This window comes from Ruegeria sp. 6PALISEP08 (assembly GCF_001238295.1).
Taxonomy (GTDB): domain Bacteria; phylum Pseudomonadota; class Alphaproteobacteria; order Rhodobacterales; family Rhodobacteraceae; genus Ruegeria.
In genome coordinates, this window is the sequence record NZ_LGXZ01000016.1 from 86,658 (window position 1) to 107,260 (window position 20,603).

Genomic DNA, 20,603 nt, shown 5'->3' on the forward strand with positions numbered 1-20,603 from the left:
ATTGCCTGGTTGGTGTCTGGAGTTAGTATCCAGGGGATTAGACAATCCGCGACGGGGGAAGATTTGTCCATTCAATTATTCGTTCGATATCGCTTCGACCCACCCGCGAGTTTTCAAGGCTTAAAGTGACCTAGGCAGCTTCGTGTTTAACCTGAAACTTCACCAGGCGTCGGGACGACAATGCCTGCTGTTCATACCCCTAAAATCTTCCCTGTTCCGGCCGTGTCTATGCACCAAGTAAGGCCCAAGCAAATGCTGGACTGGTTTGACAGCGTCAAATTCGCTTCGCGCCAAAACAGCTTGACCTTCCATCGTGGGAAGGCGTTAGCAGAGGTCTCCAATCCAAATTTTGGAGTTGAATGTGAAAAAAAAACAGACTGCAAACGCGCCGCAGGCGTCAGTACCGGTTAGCGGCGGCAAGATAATGAAATGGGGCATGATGGTATGTTGCATTGCCATGATAACGCCGATCGCTCTCTACTTGATCGCCGGCGGGACGGTTGGTGGGCTTTCTGACTCCTTGGGTCTTTTCGCACCGTTGATCCTGTGCCTCGGAGCCCATTTCTTTATGCACAAGGCGATGGAAAAATCCTGTCATTCGAACAAATCTGAATCGGAAAGACCAAGGCAACAGACGCCGCGGTCGGACCGAACCCAGTACACCGGCAATAATCTTCAATCATGAAGCTTTGGTGCTCAAGGTTGGCCGCCACGTCGCTGGCCGCTCTTTCGCTGGCGGCTTGCGCACCACGCCCTAAACTATGCCCGCTGCAACCGCCGCAGCCTGAATACGCCCTGCCCCAAGGTTGCCGGGTTCAATGGGAGGGCGCGGATGGCGGGGCCTATTTCATCTGCGAAGACGGGCGCGAAGGTTTCGTGAGCTGATCGTGGGGATGTGACATTCCGGCTCGTTGACCCTCCAGCGCTGGAATCTGGCAGAGACGGGTGCAAAACAACCGATGGCAACGCGCAATGGCAAGAACACTCCTAAATTTATGTATTATGATCTTGGGGTTAATCTTTGGCCAGACTTCCGCCGGGACAAGCCTTGCAGCTACCTCCCAAGCGTATGAATCAGAGCCCCTGGTCGCACACATAATTACCGCGCAGGACGGGATCGCGCCTGACGTCAAGACGATCACTGCAGGACTGCATCTGAAACTGGGCGAAGATTGGAAAACCTACTGGAAGTCGCCTGGTGAGGTGGGAATTCCGCCCAAGATCACTTGGAACGGCTCGCAAAACGTCAACGACGTACAGTTTCACTGGCCCGCGCCGATCCGTTTTCGCGCCTTCGGGATCGAGAATTTCGGGTACAAGGACGAAGTGGTCTTTCCGCTGACCGTCACACTCGAGAACCCCGGAGCGCCAGTTGACTTGAAGGCCGCTGTGACAACGCTGATCTGTTCCGATATCTGTGTGCCGGTCGAGTTTTCGCTGGACTTGTCGCTGACTCAGGGAACGGGTCGGGATCAGGACTCGGCCCGGCTTATAAATGCCTTTCTGTCGCGGGTGCCAACCACGGGAAACACAAGCGGAATGAAGTCCGACGCCGCGACCCTGGATACCGAGTCCGAGATGCTGACGCTGAATTTCACCAGCGACCTGCCCTTTGATGCGCCTGATGTCTTTCCCGACATGGGACGTGACACCGCGTTTGGTGCACCCGACATCCGGCTCGCTGGCGACAGGCGTCAGCTATGGGTGCAGTTCCCGGTCCTCGCTCTGGCACAGGACCCCCCCGCCTTGTCCGTCACGGTTACCGACACCAACCGCGTGGCCGAGTTTTCGCCCCGTACCGACGCTCCCCCTACCCTGCCACCATATGAGATCGCGGCCGCCGAAACTTCAGCCAGCGCGCTGGTCTGGATCATTTTGCTGGCGGTGGGCGGCGGGTTGATTCTGAATGTCATGCCCTGCGTACTGCCAGTGCTTTCGATCAAGCTTTCCTCGGCGGTAAAGGCTCGCGACCGCTCTGCGGCTCAGATTCGCGCCGGGTTCCTGGCTTCGGCAGCCGGAATCCTGACATTCATGTGGCTGTTGGCGGCTATCACCATTGCGGCGCGGTCGCTGGGCTATTCCGTCGGCTGGGGCATCCAGTTCCAGAATCCGCTTTTCCTTGCGGTGATGATCGTGGTGCTGGCGGTTTTTGCAACCAGCCTCGCGGGCTTGTTCGAGATCACGCTGCCGCAGTCGCTGAACACCCGGCTGGCCCATGTCGAAAAGGGCCGCGTGTCGCTGGGCGGGGATTTCCTGACCGGAGCCTTCTCAGCAGTTCTGGCGACGCCCTGCTCGGCCCCCTTCCTCGGCACGGCGGTGGCCTTTGCCCTGACCGGCCGACCGGTGGATATCGTGGCGATCTTCACCGCAATGGGGGTCGGGCTGGCCATTCCTTACCTGCTGGTTGCAGTGCACCCGAAACTTACCGCCGCTCTGCCTAAACCGGGGCGTTGGATGGTGGGATTAAAATGGGCCCTGACGGCGGCACTGCTGACCACGATCGGCTGGTTGGTCTGGGTGATGGTCGGGGTGGCCGGAGACACTGCTGCAACTGCTACCGTGCTGGCTGCAACTGTTCTGGTCCTGTTGATCTGGAAAAGTGCGATGATGCCACCCGTTTTGCGCTGGACAGCCCTGTTGCTGACGCTGACCGCAGCGTTTGCCGCACCGGTTGCGATTGCCGGCAAAGACCGGTCCAGGCTGCTTGAGCCAGCCGGAGAGATCCCTTGGATTACCTTCAGCCGCCCCGAAATCGCCCGCCTTGTGTCGCGCGGCGAGGTGGTTTTCGTCGATGTCACAGCCGACTGGTGTCTGACCTGCAAGGCCAACAAAGCGCTGGTGCTGGAACGCGGCGAGGTTCTGGCAACACTGCAATCGGACAAAGCAATTCCGATGCAGGCCGACTGGACCCGCCCCGACGATGTGATCGCCCGTTTCCTTGAGGACAATGGACGGTTCGGGATCCCCTTCAACATCGTCTACGGCCCGTCGGCCCCCGAAGGCATCGCCCTGCCAGAGATCTTGACCACGAACGCCATTCTCGACGCGATGGAACAGGCCGCGCCGATTGCGGGCGGAGCCGTGGAAAGCGGATCCTGACCCCGGAGTTCACATATCCCGGACGCGGTTGCTCTGCTGCGCTAAACGCATGGTCTCGTGCTCTTCCATATCCAGTAGCGCCTGAAGGAGTTCGCGTGCCTCGGGTATCTCGGCACGCCCGTGCAAATACCGATATAAGTCGATCACCTGATTGTGAAGATCGAAGACCGCTTCGCAGATCTCATCGACGCTCATCTGTGCGAACGGCCTGTCGCAGGTGCGATGTGGGTCGATCGGCTCATTGCCCAAATAGTCATATACCCAGGTGTTGAGCGCTTTGGGATCGGCTCGTTTCACGAAACCATCGACGATTTTCTCCAGAGCAGCCTCATGATCGGCGAGGTAGGTAAGCAACATCCTGGCCAGCTCCTGCTCTGACTGTGTCGAACAGTGGGCCAAACATTCGGCGAGCCAATGATGCATTTCCCGCGTCCAGACAATTAGATCAGAAAACGTTTCAACTTTCATGGTCTCAACCTCCTAAAGATCGGCATGCGATAGCCTAAACCGGAATTTTCCAGATGGCTCACTGGGCATCAGCGCGAAGTCGGCGCCGGCCCGATCCACGCCGGGCTGCGGGAATCAACCCCCCAGTTTCAGCAATGCCCGGTCGATTGCCACCTTGCGCGGATCCCCCTGCGGCAGGTCATCCGCCAGATCCCTTGCCCTGCCATAGGCGTTCCGGGCGCCGTCGGTCTCGCCCAGCACCGAATAGGCGTTGCCCAGCCGCATCCAGCCGTCCAGATCGCCTGGGTTTTCCTGCATCCGGCTCGCAAGCCGTTCGACCATCGAGCGGATGAAGGCCTGCCGGTCTTCGTCTGACATCTCCTCGGCCGCCGCCACCTGATCGGCAGTTGGGCCGGGCATGGAAGGGGCAAAAGCCGCCAGATTCACCGGAGCCCGTCCGATCGACGGGGCGATGCGGTTAAGCTGGGCCACAAAACTCTCCATCCATGGCCGGAACTCCCCTTCGGCGTCCATCCGCGTCTTCAGTAGGTCATAGGCCTTATCAGGCGATCCAGCCTGCTCCAGACCAACGGCTTTGTAGAATGTCGCTGCTGGGTTCGATGGGTCCAGTTCCAAGGCTCGTTCAAACGCCCGATCGGCCTTGGGCGTAACGACACCGTCATCGGCATAGACCAACGCCTCGCCATATTGCGACACCAGCGCTGAATTCGCATTGGGTCGGTCCAGCAACCCCTCGAACGCGTCTGCGGCATCTCCAAAGCGTCCCATACGCATATAGGTCTGAGCCAACAACACCCATCCCTCGGTTGGCCCGCCGGTTTCATCCGCCTCAAGCCGCGACTTCATGCGCACGGCAAGGTCGGCGATTTCACGGGCTTCGGCCTGCTCCCCCTCGCGTTGGGCAAATGGCTGGCTGGGGATGTCGGGATTACCCAGTTGCCAATAAAGACCGGCTCCGAGCGCTGGAACTGCCAGCGCAGCAAGTAGAATCAGTGCACGCCCGGAATGGCCCATCATCGCTTTGTCGTCCGATTGCCGGTCAATCGCCTTCAGGCGACGTTCTATCTCGGCTCTGGCAGCCTTGGCTTCTTCGGCCGAGATAATTCCTCGTTCAAGGTCCTTCTCCACTTCGCCGATCTGGTCGGAAAAGATGGCAGAGGCGCTTTCGCGTCTCGACAAGTCCGAGGTCTTGCGCCCCATACCGGAGAGGGCGAGCGTCAGAAACACCGCCGCGGCCATGAATGAAAAGATAATCCAGATCATGCGTGCGGCTCCGTGAGTGAATGGTTTTCGGGATTCCGTTCTTCGCTCGCGCCGCGTTCCGTCTCTTGTTTTCGCGACTTCCGATATCGGCGCGCATTTTGGGTCAATACCGCTGCAGTCGCGATACCACCCAGCCCCAGGATGACGATAGGCGCAACCCACAGAATGTAAGTTGATGGCTTCCATGGCGGGTTGAACAGAACATAGTCGCCATAACGCGCAACCAGAAAATCCATAACCTGCTGGTCCGAGTCACCTGCCACCAGCCGTTCGCGCACAAGCAGACGAAGGTCGCGCGCCACCCCGGCGTTGGAACTGTCGATGTCTTGGTTCTGGCACACCACGCAGCGCACCTGTTTTGAAATCGCCCGGGCCCGCTCTTCCAAAACCGGATCTGCAAGTATCTCGTCGGGCTCAACCGCGAATGCCGGCTGCGACACCAGCGTCGCCAGAGTGACTGCGGTAATTGCAATTCGACGTATCATGAGGCCTCTCCTCCGGCCGCCCGCGCTTGATCCAGCGCGGTGCGCATCTTTGAAATTGCCTCGTCGCCCAGCACCGGGCCGACAAAACGGAAAACGACCTTACCCGCGCCATCAATCACAAAGGTCTCAGGCACGCCGGAAATCCCCCATTCAATCCCGGCACGACCGTCCAGGTCGGAACCTATGCGCTCATAAGGGTTGCCCAGATCGTCGAGCCATTTCCGTGCGTCCTGCGGCTTGTCTTTGTAGTTGATGCCCATCAGGCGAATGCCTTCATCGCGCACCATGCGCGTCAACACAGCATGTTCGGCCCGACAGGGCACACACCAGGACGCAAACACGTTGACCACGATCGGCGCCGATCCGTCATTTTCCACCAGATCGGTGTTGGACAGCCCATGGGTATCCAGCCCATCGACCGGCGGCAAGTCGAACTCAGGCACCGGCTGCGAGATCAAAACTGACGGGATTTCGTTCGGATCGCGATCGGGGTTCAGCCCCCAAAGTAGGAAGGCACCCAGGATGCCGGCAATCGTAATTGGGAACAGTGCAAATAGACGTTTCATCGCCCTACTCCGCCGCTACCGGAACGGAGCCCGGCCCGGCCCGTTTCCGTGGTGCACCGACGCGTAGACGCCGATCAGTGAGCGACAAGACACCACCCAATGCCAACAAACCTGAACCGATCCAGATCCAGACCACCAATGGCTCATACAAGATACGTAGAGTCCATTTGCTCTGCTCAGATTCCGCCGCCGGTTCCGATATCGAGGCGTAAAGGTCCCCTGCCAACGTCGTGCGAATTGCCGATTCGGTCGTACTGGTGCCCGCGACGAGATAGGCCCTGCGCTCGGGCTGAAGCGTGGCGACATAAGCGCCATTGCGAAACACTGTCAGGGTGGCCATGCGAGACAGGTAGTTTGGTCCGCGAAGCTGCTCCACACCGTCAAAACGCACGTCGAACCCGGCAATCTCGATCTGTGTTCCGGGTTCGGCAAAAGTCACGACCTCGGACTTCCACGCGCTGGACCCGGTGAAGCCGATCATGCAGACCGCCAGCCCCGCATGGGCCACGACCATGCCGTAATGCGAACGCGGTAGGTTGCGGGCCCGACGCAGTGACTCGGCCAGCGGTACCTCACCCAGCTTAATTCGGCTGGCCCATTCCGTCAGCACAGCGCCCAGCAACCAAACCGCAAGGCCGATGGACAGTACCGCCAGTACAGGTCCGCCGGTATCCAGATACCACACGACCAATGCCGCAAGCAGGCTAAGCCCAGCCACCCACTTCAGTCGGTCCAGCACACCGCGCAAATCCGCACGCTTCCATGACAACAGCGGCCCAACCCCCATCACAACGACGAGAACCAGCATGATCGGCACGAAACTGGCGTTGTAATAGGGTGGTCCAACCGAAATCTTTTCGCCAGTAACGGCCTCAAGCAACAGCGGGTAAAGCGTACCGAATAAAACCGTCGCCGTTGCGGTGGCCAGCAGCAGATTGTTAACAAGTAATCCTGCCTCACGGCTGATCGGGGCGAATAGACCGCCACTCTCCATCTCAGGCGCGCGAATGGCAAACAGCGTCAATGAACCACCGATTGCGACCGCCAACAACGCCAAGATGTAAATGCCGCGTTCGGGATCGACCGAAAACGCATGGACTGATGTAAGCAAGCCTGAGCGGACAATGAATGTCCCCAACAAGGACAACGAGAAGGTCAAAACGGCCAGTAGGATCGTCCAACTTTTGAAGCTGCCGCGCTTTTCGGTCACGATGGCCGAATGCAACAGCGCTGTGCCAGCAAGCCAAGGCATAAACGAGACATTCTCGACCGGATCCCAGAACCACCAGCCACCCCAACCCAGTTCGTAATAGGCCCACCAACTGCCCAGAACGATACCAAGTGTAAGAAACACCCAGGCCGCCAATGTCCAGGGTCGGACCCACCGAGCCCATGCCGGATCGACCCGCCCTTCGATCAGGGCAGCCACCGCGAAGGAAAAGACGATCGAGAAGCCGACATAACCCAGGTATAGGAACGGCGGGTGCAGGGCGAGGCCGACATCCTGCAACAGCGGATTTAAATCCTGACCATCCAGTGGCGCCGGAAGCACCCGGTCGAACGGGTTCGAGGTGAACAGCATGAATGACAGGAACCCGGCGCTGATCCAGGCCTGCACTGCCAAGGTGCGCGCCTTGAGTTTCAGCGGGATGTTCCGAGCCAACAGAGACACACCCAGCCCGAAAATCACCAATATCAGAATCCACAACAGCAGCGACCCTTCGTGGCTACCCCAGGTCGCAGCCACCTTGAAAAGCATCGGTTTCAGCGAATGAGAATTGGTGGCCACATTTAGCACAGTGAAATCGCTGACCACGAAGGACCACATCAGAGCGGCGAAGGCGACAGCAACCAGCGCTGTCAGCAGGACCGAGGTCGCAGATGCCGATCGCATCCACATGACATTGTTCCGCGCTGCTCCAATCAAAGGTAATACGCTTTGCACCAAGGACACGGCCAGGGCAAGCGCCAGGGCGAACTGCCCGATTTCCGGTATCATTCCAATCCCTCCGGATTTCCGGTTTTGCGGCCTTGTCCGACAATCCAGCGCTGGAGGGTCAAGCGCATTATTGCCGCACCCCCCCTTCGGCTGATGCATGCTTGACGAGCGCAAATCTGGCCGGCGGCCTTGACCTTCCAGCGCTGGAGACCCCTACCATTTCGTCTTCACCGATGGACGTAGCGAACACTTTGTTTTCAGGGCACGAACTCAGGAAACAAACGAACACGAGGGCATCATGACACGGAACAAAACCGAGATTTGGTGCGTCTGGCAACACATCCAGGTCGTAATACTGGCTGGGGGGCTGAGCCTTGGGTCAACTGCCATGGCCCAACCCGAAACCCGTCCGGCTGACAACGTGGCGATGAACCCGCAAGCCTCCAGCAACATGTCAGGTATGGGAAGCATGTCCAGGATGATGCGCCCCGACGCGGTGCCGCCAACGGGTGTCGTTGGCGGTATGCATCCACCCGAGGGTGTTTTGATGCCTGTGTTCTCTTACATGAACATGGAGAAGGACGGAAATCGTACCGGAACGCAGTCGCTGTCTACCTCGAACGTTCTGTCGCAGTATCCGATCGCGCCGCTCAGCATGAGCATGAACATGGCGATGGTCGGCCTGATGTACGGTGTGACCGACGAGATCTCGGTGATGGCGATGCTGCCCTATACCCGCAAGACGATGAAGCACCAGACCCGCATGGGCCAGACCTTTAAGACCAGGGCACAGGGGTTTGGCGATCTGAAGATCATCGGCGGATATGATATCTACAAATCCGACGGGCAGGTGCTGGAACTATCTCTTGGCCTCAGTCTGCCGACTGGCTCGATAGACGAGACCGACACCACGCCAGCTGGGCCGGACCAGCTGCTGCCCTACCCCATGCAACTGGGTTCAGGCACCTACGACCTGCTGCCGGGCGTCACCTATACGGGCCAGAACGCGGATTGGTCTTGGGGCGCCCAGCTGGTCGCCATGATCCGGATGGGTGAGAATGATGCCGGTTACACCTTGGGTGACGTCTATTCAGCAACAGTTTGGGGTGCACGGCGCTGGAATGACCAGTTCAGCTCCTCGTTGCGGGTGGTCGGCGACATCGTGGAAAACATTGACGGGTCGGATGCGCGCCTGAACCCAGGCATGGTGCCCACCGCTGATCCGACCCTGCGCGGCGGCCAGTTTCTGAGTATCGGAATCGGAGTGAATTACCTTGTGCCGGGGTCGGGCGTTTTGGCGGGCACGCGCCTGGGTATCGAGGGCGTGATCCCTGTGTATCAAGATCTAGATGGGCCCCAGCTTGAACGCGATTACGCAGTCTCCTTCGCGATACGCAGGGCGTTCTGACCCTTCAGCCCCAAACCGACTGTAAACGGACAATCAGCGCCGCCGCGGTGGTCAGAACGACCACTGACACCGCCATCAGTAGCAGGGCCAATGTCACAGGTCCGCCGCGCCCAGGTACGCGACGTGCCAGTTGGGCTGCAAATCCAGTACCGTGGGCGATCTGGCTCTGAACGACGGATAGGTATAGCGGCAGCGCTCCGACCAGCGTGGCGTACAGGTAAACGCCTGAGATGTTCTCGAAGTAGGCGGAGCGTACCAGCGTCGGACCGACTACCCGCAACGCCACTACGGGATCACCGCCGAAAGACCCGAACCAGTCTGCCGAAAGCGCGTAGATCAGCGCGTGCAGCGCGATGAACAGGACGGCCCGTAGCAGCAGGTCAATTAGCAGATACCGGGCCGGGATGGCCCCCCTGCCCCGCGCCCTTACCCCAACGGCGAACAGAAAAAAGCTGAGATAATTTAAAAGGAAAACGACCGGCAACCCATTCGTCACCACCTGACGCAAAAACCGAACAAACGCGGGACCACTGTTCAGGAGGTGCGTCGCAAAGCCCGGCGTGCGCAAAACGAAGATGGCCAACAGCGGAAACAACGCAAGGCAACTGACAATCAGCGTGTTTCTGGCAAACTTCCAGAAAGGCAATTCAGTGGCAAAATATCTGTTCATTTCATTTAGTTTGCCAACGGTTCCAGCGCAATGTCGATGCCAATTGGTTTACAGACCTGCGACAGAACCTCCGATTTTATTATTCCGCAAGCCCTCTACCTACTTTACGCGCAAAATCTGTTACTTTTGCTCGTTACTTTTGTTGCGCTATCAGTTTCCAGTTACACTCGATAAGTATCCCTTATCATGAATGATTGAAATTTGCCGCGAAGCGGTGCAGAATGTGCCCCATGAAGCCGCCTACCCCCTATCTTCCAGCTGCCTCCCCTGCCCTGTCGCAGGCAGATCAGGACGCCCTGACCGATCTCTATATCCGCGGCACACCTGCCAACACGCTGCGGGCTTATGAGCGCGATCTGCTTTATGTGACAGCGTGGAAGACGGCCCGGTTCGAGCTGGCGCTGCGCTGGCCCGAGAGCGAGGCCACAGCGCTCGCCTTCATTCTCGATCACGCCCGCGATCTGAATGACGCACCAGAAACGGATGTGGCGCGCGAAACCGCAGAAGCGTTGATTGCTCAGGGATTGCGCAAGTCCCTCGCCTGCCCTGCCCCTTCGACGCTGGACCGGCGCATCGCCTCCTGGCTGGCCTTCCACCGGATGAAAAATCTGCCCTCCCCGTTCGATGCGCCACAGGTGAAACAGGCCCGGGCCAAGGCCCGCCGCGCCGCCGCCCGGCCCCCTGCCCCAAAATCGCAACACCCGATCACCCGCGATGTGCTCGAACAGCTGCTGGCCACCTGCCGCGGCTCGCGCCGCGATTGCCGCGACCGGGCGCTGCTGATGCTGGGCTGGGCCTCGGGCGGACGGCGTCGCTCGGAGATCACCGGACTGATGCGCGCGGATGTGGCGCTGACGGAGTTTGACACATCAGGCGTGATCTGGATCTCCCTGATGGAGACTAAGACCACGCAAAAGGGCGAGACACCCCGACTGGTGCTCAAGGGCCGCGCGGCGCAGGCGCTGGTGCATTGGATCGAGGTGGGCGGGATAGAGGATGGCCCCCTGTTCCGCCCCATCTCCAAAGCCGATAACGTTCTGAAGCGCCGCCTGAGTCCGGATGCGATCTATCAGATCGTCAAGCACCGGTTAAGACTGGCTGGACTGCCCGAGGACTTCGCCTCGCCCCACGGGTTGCGCTCGGGTTTTCTGACACAGGCCGCATTGGATGGCGCCCCGATCCAGGCTGCCATGCGCCTTTCCTTGCATCGCTCCATGGCCCAGGCGCAGAAATATTACGACGATGTCGATATCGCGGAAAACCCGGCGGCAGATTTGTTGGGTTGAGGAAATACGTCATCAGCTCCATTGGCCCCCTGCCCTTCCCAATTACTTGTCTTGGTGCTCAAGCCGCTACTTCCTTGCGCCAACTACTCGCTGGGAAAAGCTCAACTCGAGGCGGAGCATTCAGAAGGGTTTTGTGCACGCGCCTACTTTTTTGCACGCAGAACTTCATCGGCAATAGTAGCCCGGGAACCGCTTCAACAAGGTTTACAGCTGTAAACCAATTTGCTCTGATGCAAAGCGTATGTAGTTTGCAGCTTTGTAGAACCCACAATATAAGCGAAAATCCTTGACTTAGGGCAATGAATCACGGCTGTTTGTCTCAAGTGGCGCAAAAATGACCACATTCGTTAATTTGAGGCAACTACATGATTCCCGTGACACCACTTGCGGCAGAACGACCATCAGCTCTCGCCACGGAAATTTCTGAGAGATTAAACTCGGCTATCCGGGAACATCTTCTTGCGGCATTCGCCCCTGACAACACCAAATCATTACGCAACTTTGCAGCCCCAGAAGCGGCCGAACTCTTAGGTGTCTCAGGTCAATTCATGCGTAAGGTCCACGCAGAAGGAACGATTCCGGAACCAAAAGACGTGCGCAGCGGTCGACGTTACTATACCGCGCATGAGCTTTGGGAGGCTCGCGAAACGCTTGAGAAAACTTCTCGCAAAAAGGGGCGCTATATCCCTCGTCGGACTGAAGGAGAGAAACTCCAAGTCTGGCAGTTGATGAACTTCAAAGGTGGGAGCAGCAAGAGCACCACAACAATTCACTTGGCTCATTATTTTGCGCTTCGAGGTTACCGTGTACTGGCCGTTGACCTGGATCCACAAGGCTCGCTTACATCCATGTGCGGCATCAGCCCTGAAATAGAGTTTGACGGGCTGACGATTTACGATGCCATTCGGTATGAAGATCCGGTAGATATGTCGGACGTTGTGCTTCCGACATACTTCCCCGGTCTGTCTGTAGCACCGTCACGGCTTGTTCTTTCCGAATTTGAGACAGAATCTGCCGTTCACTCCAACCCGGACCATCCGTTCTTTACGAGAATACGGAATGCCTTGGCCCAGGTAGAAGGCGATTTTGACCTTGTTCTGATTGATAGCCCACCTCAACTCGGATTCTTGACAATAGCCGGGATGGCCGCCGCCAGTTCATTGCTTGTGCCACTGACACCTTCGATGCTGGACGTGTCTTCTACGGCTCAATTTCTCGAACTCGCTGGTGCTTACATGGCAGTCATTGAAGATGCCGGCGCGACGCTCGAATACGACAACTTCAAATTCCTGATAACGCGCGACGAGCCGACAGACGTACCGTCTCAACAACTGGCTTCGTTCATGCGAGCACTGTTTCAGGATCGCGTTATGTCAGCTACGGCCCTCAAGAGCACCGCAATCAGTGACGCCACAATGCTCAAACAATCAATTTACGAGGTCGTGCGGTCGGAAATGACACGCGCAACTTATGATCGAGCAAAGAACTCAATGGATGCGATCGGTTCTGAGGTAGAGCAAATGATCCATCAAGCATGGGGACGCAGCTAATGGCTAGAAAATCGCTTCAGGAGATGTCTGGGATCGCAAACACCATCGCGCGCTCTAGCCCCAAGACCATTGACAAAGCCCCAAAACCCAATGCGCCTGCACTTGGCGCGCTTCAGGGCTCCTTGGCCGCAATCAGGGAAATTGACCCTGCTCTGATCGACGATTGGGGGCCAGCCGATAGGCTTGGTGAGTTTACAGCTGTAAACACTGACGAAGAAGACGATAGCTTTGAAAGCTTGATGTCGAGTATCCAAGACGGTGGCCAACAAGTTCCCATTCTTGTCAGAAAATCGAAATCCGACGGTCGATACGAAGCAATTTATGGGAGGAGGAGGCTCAAAGCCTGTCGTGAACTCGGTATTAGAGTCCGCGCCAATGTTCAGGATATCGACGACGCTTCAGCGCTTCTCGCCAAAGGGCTTGAGAATGCTGCGAGGCGCAATCTTTCCTTCTACGAGAAAGCACGTTTCGCCGAGGCGATCCTGACTTCCGGGCATGACTCTGCAACGGTGCGGCAAGTATTGAACCTTTCGAAATCAGGGCTGTCTCACCTGACAAAAGTTACGCAACATGTTCCTGCAAAGATTGGTGACATGATCGGCGCAGCCCCAAAATCAGGCCGCCCAAAATGGACCATGCTTGCAGAACACTTCGTTGCAGGCAAGCTGGCGGGAGATGAAGCGGCAAACCTGCTTGCAACCATTGAGCCATCAATGTCGTCAGATGATCGGCTGGAAATGCTCCTAAAAGCAGCTGCCAAACGTGGTGCACGACAAAGAGAAGGTGCCGCCGAAGTCAGCCCAATTGAAGGAGTTACAATCAGATCCACCAACGGATCACTAACAGTTTCGGTCAAAAGGACCGGAGCTAACGCTGACTTCGCTAGCTGGTTGGACAAAAACATGGCTGAAATCATCAAGCGCTCACACGCTGAGTTTACAGCTGTAAACGCCGAGAAAAAGAACTGAGGACGAGCAGAAAGGAGGAAGGCAAACAAACAAAACCCCCGAAACCGGAGCTTCGAGGGCTGCTGCGCAAAGCGCAATTCTTAGATTAGACACCTAGAATCTAGCAGCACCCGAATCGCCACACAAGAAAAAACGCTCTTGAGCGAACGGGTAATTTTTGTCTGCCGATAGATAATCATGAAAACAGTAGCAGCATTGGCTCCAAATGGAGCAACCTTGTCGGGGACGGCAGGGCAGGGGAGTAGTACACCCAAAAAATGGATACTTCTTCGCGCCGTTGAAGAGGCCAGAGAACCTCTTGGGTTGAAATCCACAACTCTCAATGTCCTGAGAGCCATGATTTCTTTTGTGGGCGGTGATCAGATTACTGCGGACCAAGATGATCATCACATCTGCTTCGCTTCCAACGCGGCGATCGCCAAACGGACGCATGTCAGCGTGCAGACAGTTGAGCGTCATATCTCGACGCTGGTTGAGCTTGGACTTATCCGCCGCGTAATGAGCGCAAACGGTAAGCGATGGGCGCGCCGGGATCGACAGGGCAGGGTGGTCACCGCAACTGGGCTCTCCTTGATGCCCTTGTCTGAACGGCACCCTGAGTTCATCCAGGAAGCCCAGAGGCACGCTGATCGAGTTCTGGAGTTCACTGTACTCCGTGACAAGGTTTCCGCCGCTCTGGCACGCCTTAGGGAACTCGTAGCAAATGACACCGCGGTCTCCGATTTGATGACCACCGTACGCAATGCTCTGCGTCGCAAACCAGATGCGAATGTACTCTGCGAGCTATTGGCAGAAATCTCTGTGGAAATCTCAGAAATAACACAGACAGATACAGAAAAATTGAGGGACAGTGACAATGAAATCGAGGGGCACAAAGAGGACTCTTTGAATCCGGAAGTTAAGAAAGAAAAACTTTCTCAGATTCAGGTTTCTCCAGACCAAATGGAGCGCAGTTTTCCACGGCTATGCTCAGAGCTACGCTTTGCAAAAGATCAGCACCACTGTGATCGGCTTATGGATGATATCGCCGAGTATCTACGGCTTGGCCAAACCTGGTATGCAATGAAATCAACGTTTGGCCCAGCTATTCGCTTCATCGTTCTCGGGTACATCTGTCAGCGTGCTGAGAACATACAGTCTCCAGGGGCTTATCTGATTTCACTACTGGCCAAGATTGAAAAGGGAGAACTATCTCCAAGCGCAATGCTGACGCGGACCTCCAATGGTTCGTAGGTTTTTTGAAACAGGAAGAGATTTTCTGTCGTCAGCTTATACTTCAATCCAATGTTTGGATTGAACGGTTCGGGAAGAAGTGAGCTATAGGATTGACCTCTATGGATCATAAAGTAATAAATAATGAGTTATAGACTGGATTCTTATACCTCACGATGTGGAACTGGCAGAGCCCTGATTGGCCGACATTTCGTTACGATGCCTCAAGACTCGAACCATACGAGCAACAGTTCCTGTTGTCCTCAGGGGAAGTGCTTGGAGCGGTACATCATGTGAACCGGGCAGATCGTGATCAATTGCGTATCGACCTGCTGAGCGAAGAGGCGATGAAAACCAGCGCGATCGAAGGTGAGATGCTGGATCGGCTCAGCGTGCAATCATCCCTGCGCCGACATCTTGGACTGGCTCCCGACAGCTCTCCGTCCAAACCGCGCGAGCAGGGCGTTTCCGAAATGATGGTGGACGTTTATTCCAACTATTCAGAACCACTGTCACACGACACCCTGTTTCAGTGGCATGACATGCTTCTGTCCCACGACAGGCATCTGGAATCGATTGGATCATACCGGAGCCATGAGGATGCGATGCAAATCGTCTCAGGCAGGCTAGACCGTCCAACGGTTCATTTCGAAGCGCCACCTTCACGTCAGGTTCCGGCTGAAATGGACCAGTTCGTAACCTGGTTCAACCGGACCGCACCGGATGGTCCCGAACCATTGCGTGCACTGATCCGGGCAGGATTGAGTCATCTTTATTTCGAGAGCATTCACCCCTTTGAAGACGGCAATGGCCGGTTGGGTAGGGCGCTGGCTGAAAAGTCCCTGGCACAAAACATTGGTCAGCCGAGTCTGATTGCACTTGCTTTCACGATCGAGCGAGAGCGGAAGGCATATTATGATCAGCTTGAACGCCATCAAAGGACGCTGGACGTCACGCCATGGCTCGTTTGGTTTGCCGAGACAGCCCTTACAGCACAGCAGGTGACGCTTGAGCGGGTCGGCTTCTTTATTACCAAGACGCATTTTTACGATCGGTATCGTGATCAGTTTAACGCCCGCCAAAGCAAGGTAGTCGCCCGTTTGTTCAAGGCTGGACAGGACGGGTTCAAAGGGGGGCTCAGCGCCGAGAACTATATCTCTATCACGGGAACGTCGCGCGCCACGGCGACGCGGGATCTGCAGGACCTGGTAGAAAAGGGGGCGCTGAGCCGAACAGGTGAACTCAGATACACCCGCTATTGGTTAAAGTTGGATTGGGAAGGGTAGGGGGGTGAAGTACGACACGAAGGGCGGGAAGCAGACCTTCGCTGCGCCGATTTCGAATGACCGCATTGCGGACAATGCAGCCTTTGGTTCGCATTGGCAGGGAGACGGCTTCCGACAAGATAGCGGACAATCAAAAACCATAGACTTGATGCTCACGTCTTATGTCAACGCTGCAAGAGCCCGCTCGACAGTCCAGAAGGCGCCTACCAAAGCGATGACAAAACTCGCCGGTACCACGATGAGCGATCTGTACCACGGTTCCTTGCGCCAAAGTCCAACAGCCAGAAAGGCTGCCGCTATGACAACCAACTGGCCAATCTCAACGCCTACATTGAAGCCAATTAGCCGGGTCAACCAATGGCCGCCTGATGGGCTAATCTCCTCTAGAACTGACGCAAAACCGAACCCATGGAGCAGACCAAAGAAGAATATTAGAGTGAAGCGGGCACCGCCTGGTTTGTTGCGCAATATGTTTTCAACAGCGGCATATACAATGGACAAGGCAATTAAAGGTTCAAAGAACCCTGTTGGCAAATCAACGAAGCCTAGCCAGCCGAGGGTCAGTGTCACCGAGTGCGCGACGGTAAAAGCCGTGACCTGCCAGATCAGGTCGCGGACCGTATGCGCAAATAGGAACAGGCAGAGTACGAACAAGATGTGATCCAGCCCGTAAGGGACGATGTGAATGACCCCCTGCCATGTGAAATACAAGAAGTCGGCCAGTGCTGAGCTCAGTGTTGTTTCTTGGGTCCCAATAAGGTTCAGTGCCTGGCTGGTTCGTCCAGCCTGCAGCAGCGTGACACTTGGGACCGACACTTCAAGCCGCATATCCCCAAGTAAAGGCGACATTTTGATACTTACTGCGCTGGCACCTTGCGGAGCGTCACCATAACCGACGAAAACCAAGCGGTATTCAGTGCTGCCCGGTGGTCTGTCGAGAACAGCACGGATATCGCGCGGAGATGGAAAGGACATTGCCCGCAATTCGGCCGTCTTGCCGTCGAAACGTATGAGCGTCTCTTCGGCGACTGCTGCACGTATTTCTGACAGCGTGGTTTCGATTGTGCCGAGATCCAGCCCGCGCACCTGCTCAACAAGAAATCGATCTGATCCGTTCAAGTCTAAGTGGCGCTCGAAAGCCTCGATCAAGTCGGCGCTTACGGCAATCTGATAGCTGTCGCCTTCAATGGACAACTGTGCATCGCCCAACTCGAACTTATGTGCGAGAGCGGACTGCGCAAAGAGCACAAGCAAAAACGCAAAAGCCAGTCGGGTGAGTAATAACCCGACCAGCCTTATCAAGCGATGGGAAGTCATGTCTCGCTTTTCTTGTCGACTACCCCCAAACCTGCTCGAAGATGCGCGTGAAGTTGCCTCCCATTACTTTCTTGACGTCCTCGTCAGAGTACCCGCGCAACCACATTTCATCGATAATGGCCGCATAGATTTTCGCGGCTTCCCCGATGCCAGTTGTGGCCAATTTGTTTACCGCTGCACTGAGTCCGCCGTCGTCGAATTGTTCTGGATTTGACTTCCCAAACTCATAAATCTTAGACCAGTCAAAACCGTCGTCGGAGCTGAGTCCAACGTTGTCGATGCTTGTCAAATCCCGCATGTAGTCAATTCGGTCGACAACGTCCTGAGGACGAGTGAGCTCTGTCTGCGGGCTGATCATTATGAAAGGCAACATACAAAGGCTAACCACACCTCCGGTATCTGCAACCGCTTGAATCCGCTCATCGGAACTTGTCCGCAGGCGGATTTCTCCCTCAGGATAGCCAGAGTAGAGAGCGTGCACGGAAGAGTGCGTTTCGATTACAGGTAAGTCGGGACGCATTTGTTTTGCATATTCGATGGTACTAAGTGCGGTGGGTTCGCTGGCATGTGACGTGTCGACGAGCACTCCATGCCTTTGCATCGCGTCGACGACTGTCTTGCCATAGGCCGAGATTGGCCCTGGGTTCAGGACAAAATTCCCATCACCCGCACGCTGACGCTCGTTGTAGGCCAAGCCCATTGTGCCAAGTCCCATCGACTTTGCCACGGGCATGTAGATGTCCGGCTGGTTGTTGAGAATCTCCGCTGATTGCGAGTTCCAGAAGAAGCCATATTTTCCTTCTTCATGGGCCCGCCGGATATCACCTGCCTTACGCACCACCATAAACCGATCGTCCGCATCGATTTTGCGGAGGTTGTAGCTGGTTTCACGAGCGAATGTGTCGAAGTCGTTGATGCCTTGCGCGGTTGTAACACCCGTCGCCGTGATACCCGCTTCGAGGGCTCTGGTGTAATACTCGTCCCACATCTCGGGTCGTGTGGCGGTTTGCTCAAAGTTCGCGTTCAGCGAGTCTATGGCAACAATATCCTTTAGGAATTGAGCCGCCTTGTCGCTGGACTCCCAAACCGGGCTGTATTCGCTGGCCCATGTCATTTTTCCGCAGGTAGCTGACAGGGCAGCCGCGGCACCTGCTGTTTTAAGAAATGCGCGTCTGTTTTGCATGGTGAAGCTCTCCCTTTTAGATCATCTAGTATTGTTCATTCAAATTTACTTTGACCCGAAGCCCACAATTCACGGTTCCTCTCTATGGCCAATACTACTCGGCCGGTGTCGAAAACTCCGGCACCCGTTTCAGCGCCTCGACCATGTCTGCGCTCGTCATCAACTCGATGAAGGTGTAGTTTTTTAGGACGCCCTGCCTTAGGCGGGCTGCGTACATTGCCTGCACCATGGCAGGATCATCTGGCAGCCGCACGGTAACGTAGTTTCGACCGTCGGCCATGCCCCAGAAGTAGCTAATCATCTCGCCACCCATTGCTTCGAGCGCGGCCCCCATGCCCTTTCCCCGGTCGGTGGGATTCTCGATCATGATCTGCCAGGCTTCAGGAGACGGTTCTCCGATTCCCAGGTAGTATCGGCTGCGAGTTTCTTCGGCGCTCACGGCGGTCGTGAAAATCAACGCATATGCAAGTGCGGACAAGAGTAGTCGTTTCATTGGCTCATCCTTTTTTTGGGGCTACAGGGGTGCGCGGGATGCCGAGGTACATTCACCCCGCGCGACACTCAATCGAGTGTATTTTTGTAGATCACGCCGTCTTTCATGATCAGATCGAAATTGTTCTCGTAATCCGTCATGATCAGGGCATCCTCGACCGGGTTGCCATCGATCAGTAGAATGTCGGCATACGCACCTTCTGCAATCACACCGAGCGGGCCTTCGGGATAGGGGTTGAGTTTACCTGACAGGGCCAACAATTCACCGGCTTTTGAAGTTGCTTGCATTAGAACTTCGTAGGATGACCATTGTTCGAGACGGTACTTGAACTCATCGTTCTGTTTGGTGAGAGCCACAGGATCCCCAATAATGTCGGTTGAAAAGGCGACTTTTTCGATCCCGAATTCTTTCAGCAACCGCATCTGGTTTCTCGCTCCGCCCTGAACCTCAAGGAACTTGGGCGCTGCCAACGGGCCAAGCGCCTTGGAGACTGTTTCGGCATCCAGCCCCAGAAGCGAGAAGAATGGCACAACCCAAACATCTGCGTCCTTGATCGCCTGCGCCGACACCTCGGTCATCAATTGTGCATGATCGATGCTCTGCACACCTGCCTCGATGGACCGCAGAATGCTCTCGTCGTTGTAGACGTGCACCAGAACGTAGGTATCCCAATCTGCCGCAGCTTTGACAGCAGCTTCCAGTTCTTCCGGTAAGAATTGAACCGTATGTAATGGGTCTACGCTGGAAGACACACCTCCGCCAGCCATGACCTTAATTTGCGATGCGCCCAGACGCAGTGCTTCCCGCGTCGCGCGCAGAACTTCTGGAACACCGTCGGCAAGAAACTCAACGTGCTGATTAAAAAACGACGGCGACGCCCCTTCGAAGTTTGGGTGCGGTTCTGTGTAGTGCCGATGTTCACCATGCCCGGACGTCTGTGAGATCACTGGCCCGGACGGGTAAATACGGGGGCCAATTGCTTTACCCCGGTCGATGGCTTTTTGAAGCCCCATCGCCGGCCCACCCGCATCACGGACGGAAGTAAAGCCGCGCAACAGCATCTTTTCTGCTTCGATCGTGGAAACGGCCCCCCAGTACATCCAATCAAAATTGTCCCTGAGATCCGCAACCGGCTCCGTGATCGCCATGTGCACATGCGCATCAATCAACCCCGGCATCAATGTGCGACCACCTCCATCCACAACCGTCGCGCCCGGCGCGTCGATTGCCTCGGTGGACACTTTTTTGATCAAGTTGCCTTCAACCAGAACGCTGGCGTTCTCGATCCGCGCCTCATTTACTCCGTCAAAGACATGGACGTTGGTGAACAGGGTTTGCGGTAGGGTATCCTGTGCAAATGCGGCAGTGGCCGTGCAAAAAATCAGGCTCGCGACGGCAGCCGCCTTTGTC

The 20,603-nt window shown here is 56.2% G+C and carries 19 protein-coding genes; 9 read left to right on the forward strand and 10 right to left on the reverse strand.

What is annotated here, in order from left to right; genetic code table 11:
• The first annotated feature begins 361 nt into the window (after positions 1–361).
• The 3 genes from ALB80_RS19255 (at position 362) to ALB80_RS19260 (ending at position 3,099) form a co-directional block, all read left to right on the forward strand.
• On the forward strand, positions 362–685 hold the full coding sequence (locus ALB80_RS19255) for a DUF2933 domain-containing protein (RefSeq protein WP_253276927.1): 324 nt from the start codon (positions 362–364) through the stop codon (positions 683–685).
• The gene (locus tag ALB80_RS22285) at positions 682–885 is read left to right on the forward strand and encodes a hypothetical protein (RefSeq protein ID WP_157054268.1); all 204 of its coding nucleotides are present in this window, start codon (positions 682–684) and stop codon (positions 883–885) included. The genes ALB80_RS19255 and ALB80_RS22285 overlap by 4 nt, the downstream gene beginning before the upstream one ends.
• Before the next feature lie 87 nt (positions 886–972).
• Entirely contained in the window at positions 973–3,099 is a 2,127-nt protein-coding gene (locus tag ALB80_RS19260; RefSeq protein WP_050605722.1) for a protein-disulfide reductase DsbD, read from the forward strand.
• Between the two features lie 9 nt (positions 3,100–3,108).
• Here the strand turns inward: ALB80_RS19260 and ALB80_RS19265 are convergent, their stop codons facing one another.
• The 5 genes from ALB80_RS19265 to ALB80_RS19285 all read right to left on the reverse strand — a co-directional run bounded on the left by ALB80_RS19265 (position 3,109) and on the right by ALB80_RS19285 (position 7,880).
• Positions 3,109–3,567, reverse strand: a complete 459-nt coding sequence (locus ALB80_RS19265) for a hypothetical protein (protein WP_050605723.1) — start codon at positions 3,565–3,567, stop codon at positions 3,109–3,111.
• A gap of 114 nt (positions 3,568–3,681) precedes the next feature.
• Positions 3,682–4,830, reverse strand: coding sequence for a c-type cytochrome biogenesis protein CcmI (gene ccmI / locus ALB80_RS19270; RefSeq protein WP_050605724.1), 1,149 nt, complete (start codon positions 4,828–4,830; stop codon positions 3,682–3,684).
• Entirely contained in the window at positions 4,827–5,315 is a 489-nt protein-coding gene (locus ALB80_RS19275; RefSeq protein ID WP_050605725.1) for a cytochrome c-type biogenesis protein, read from the reverse strand. The genes ccmI and ALB80_RS19275 overlap by 4 nt, the downstream gene beginning before the upstream one ends.
• Positions 5,312–5,881: a DsbE family thiol:disulfide interchange protein gene (locus ALB80_RS19280; protein ID WP_050605726.1), complete on the reverse strand. Its 570-nt coding sequence runs from the start codon at positions 5,879–5,881 to the stop codon at positions 5,312–5,314. The genes ALB80_RS19275 and ALB80_RS19280 overlap by 4 nt, the downstream gene beginning before the upstream one ends.
• Positions 5,882–5,885: 4 nt before the next feature.
• The gene (locus ALB80_RS19285; RefSeq protein ID WP_050605727.1) at positions 5,886–7,880 is read right to left on the reverse strand and encodes a heme lyase CcmF/NrfE family subunit; all 1,995 of its coding nucleotides are present in this window, start codon (positions 7,878–7,880) and stop codon (positions 5,886–5,888) included.
• Between the two features lie 238 nt (positions 7,881–8,118).
• On the opposite strand from ALB80_RS19285, the gene ALB80_RS19290 reads away from it, so the two are divergent.
• On the forward strand, positions 8,119–9,228 hold the full coding sequence (locus tag ALB80_RS19290) for a transporter (protein WP_050605728.1): 1,110 nt from the start codon (positions 8,119–8,121) through the stop codon (positions 9,226–9,228).
• Positions 9,229–9,232: 4 nt separating this feature from the next.
• On the opposite strand, the gene ALB80_RS19295 is transcribed toward ALB80_RS19290, so the two are convergent.
• Positions 9,233–9,898 (reverse strand): hypothetical protein, encoded by a 666-nt coding sequence (locus ALB80_RS19295; RefSeq protein WP_050605729.1) that lies wholly within the window; start codon positions 9,896–9,898, stop codon positions 9,233–9,235.
• A gap of 230 nt (positions 9,899–10,128) precedes the next feature.
• Here ALB80_RS19295 and ALB80_RS19300 point away from each other — a divergent pair, with 230 nt between their 5' ends.
• The 5 genes from ALB80_RS19300 to ALB80_RS19320 all read left to right on the forward strand — a co-directional run bounded on the left by ALB80_RS19300 (position 10,129) and on the right by ALB80_RS19320 (position 16,200).
• Positions 10,129–11,184, forward strand: coding sequence for a tyrosine-type recombinase/integrase (locus ALB80_RS19300; RefSeq protein ID WP_050605730.1), 1,056 nt, complete (start codon positions 10,129–10,131; stop codon positions 11,182–11,184).
• A gap of 365 nt (positions 11,185–11,549) precedes the next feature.
• Positions 11,550–12,734, forward strand: coding sequence for a plasmid partitioning protein RepA (repA, locus tag ALB80_RS19305; RefSeq protein ID WP_050605731.1), 1,185 nt, complete (start codon positions 11,550–11,552; stop codon positions 12,732–12,734).
• The gene (repB, locus tag ALB80_RS19310) at positions 12,719–13,702 is read left to right on the forward strand and encodes a plasmid partitioning protein RepB (protein ID WP_253276928.1); all 984 of its coding nucleotides are present in this window, start codon (positions 12,719–12,721) and stop codon (positions 13,700–13,702) included. The genes repA and repB overlap by 16 nt, the downstream gene beginning before the upstream one ends.
• Positions 13,703–13,879: 177 nt before the next feature.
• Complete coding sequence (locus ALB80_RS19315; protein WP_083445375.1) at positions 13,880–14,935, forward strand: helix-turn-helix domain-containing protein; 1,056 nt, start codon at positions 13,880–13,882, stop codon at positions 14,933–14,935.
• Between the two features lie 155 nt (positions 14,936–15,090).
• On the forward strand, positions 15,091–16,200 hold the full coding sequence (locus tag ALB80_RS19320; RefSeq protein ID WP_050605733.1) for a Fic family protein: 1,110 nt from the start codon (positions 15,091–15,093) through the stop codon (positions 16,198–16,200).
• Between the two features lie 159 nt (positions 16,201–16,359).
• On the opposite strand, the gene ALB80_RS19325 is transcribed toward ALB80_RS19320, so the two are convergent.
• From ALB80_RS19325 to ALB80_RS19340, 4 genes are all read right to left on the reverse strand, one after another.
• Positions 16,360–17,517 carry a HupE/UreJ family protein gene (locus ALB80_RS19325; protein ID WP_050605734.1) on the reverse strand — a complete coding sequence of 386 codons (1,158 nt, stop codon included), beginning with the start codon at positions 17,515–17,517 and terminating at the stop codon, positions 16,360–16,362.
• 19 nt (positions 17,518–17,536) lie between these two features.
• Positions 17,537–18,700 (reverse strand): membrane dipeptidase, encoded by a 1,164-nt coding sequence (locus ALB80_RS19330; RefSeq protein ID WP_050605735.1) that lies wholly within the window; start codon positions 18,698–18,700, stop codon positions 17,537–17,539.
• 94 nt (positions 18,701–18,794) lie between these two features.
• A complete protein-coding gene (locus ALB80_RS19335) occupies positions 18,795–19,193 on the reverse strand; it encodes a GYD domain-containing protein (RefSeq protein ID WP_157054269.1) in 399 nt (132 codons plus the stop codon).
• 68 nt (positions 19,194–19,261) lie between these two features.
• A partial coding sequence (locus tag ALB80_RS19340) for an amidohydrolase family protein (RefSeq protein ID WP_216597694.1) occupies positions 19,262–20,603 on the reverse strand: 1,342 nt, incomplete at its 5' end.

Bases quoted from the DNA above. Each gene is read 5' to 3' on its own strand.
- ALB80_RS22285 (WP_157054268.1), top strand. From the start codon at position 682: ATGAAGCTTTGGTGCTCAAGGTTGGCCGCCACGTCGCTGGCCGCTCTT.
- ALB80_RS19260 (WP_050605722.1), top strand. From the start codon at position 973: ATGGCAAGAACACTCCTAAATTTATGTATTATGATCTTGGGGTTAATC.
- ALB80_RS19265 (WP_050605723.1), bottom strand. From the start codon at position 3,567: ATGAAAGTTGAAACGTTTTCTGATCTAATTGTCTGGACGCGGGAAATG.
- ccmI (WP_050605724.1), bottom strand. From the start codon at position 4,830: ATGATCTGGATTATCTTTTCATTCATGGCCGCGGCGGTGTTTCTGACG.
- ALB80_RS19275 (WP_050605725.1), bottom strand. From the start codon at position 5,315: ATGATACGTCGAATTGCAATTACCGCAGTCACTCTGGCGACGCTGGTG.
- ALB80_RS19280 (WP_050605726.1), bottom strand. From the start codon at position 5,881: ATGAAACGTCTATTTGCACTGTTCCCAATTACGATTGCCGGCATCCTG.
- ALB80_RS19285 (WP_050605727.1), bottom strand. From the start codon at position 7,880: ATGATACCGGAAATCGGGCAGTTCGCCCTGGCGCTTGCCCTGGCCGTG.
- ALB80_RS19290 (WP_050605728.1), top strand. From the start codon at position 8,119: ATGACACGGAACAAAACCGAGATTTGGTGCGTCTGGCAACACATCCAG.
- ALB80_RS19295 (WP_050605729.1), bottom strand. From the start codon at position 9,898: ATGAACAGATATTTTGCCACTGAATTGCCTTTCTGGAAGTTTGCCAGA.
- ALB80_RS19300 (WP_050605730.1), top strand. From the start codon at position 10,129: ATGAAGCCGCCTACCCCCTATCTTCCAGCTGCCTCCCCTGCCCTGTCG.
- repA (WP_050605731.1), top strand. From the start codon at position 11,550: ATGATTCCCGTGACACCACTTGCGGCAGAACGACCATCAGCTCTCGCC.
- repB (WP_253276928.1), top strand. From the start codon at position 12,719: ATGGGGACGCAGCTAATGGCTAGAAAATCGCTTCAGGAGATGTCTGGG.
- ALB80_RS19315 (WP_083445375.1), top strand. From the start codon at position 13,880: ATGAAAACAGTAGCAGCATTGGCTCCAAATGGAGCAACCTTGTCGGGG.
- ALB80_RS19320 (WP_050605733.1), top strand. From the start codon at position 15,091: ATGTGGAACTGGCAGAGCCCTGATTGGCCGACATTTCGTTACGATGCC.
- ALB80_RS19325 (WP_050605734.1), bottom strand. From the start codon at position 17,517: ATGACTTCCCATCGCTTGATAAGGCTGGTCGGGTTATTACTCACCCGA.
- ALB80_RS19330 (WP_050605735.1), bottom strand. From the start codon at position 18,700: ATGCAAAACAGACGCGCATTTCTTAAAACAGCAGGTGCCGCGGCTGCC.
- ALB80_RS19335 (WP_157054269.1), bottom strand. From the start codon at position 19,193: ATGAAACGACTACTCTTGTCCGCACTTGCATATGCGTTGATTTTCACG.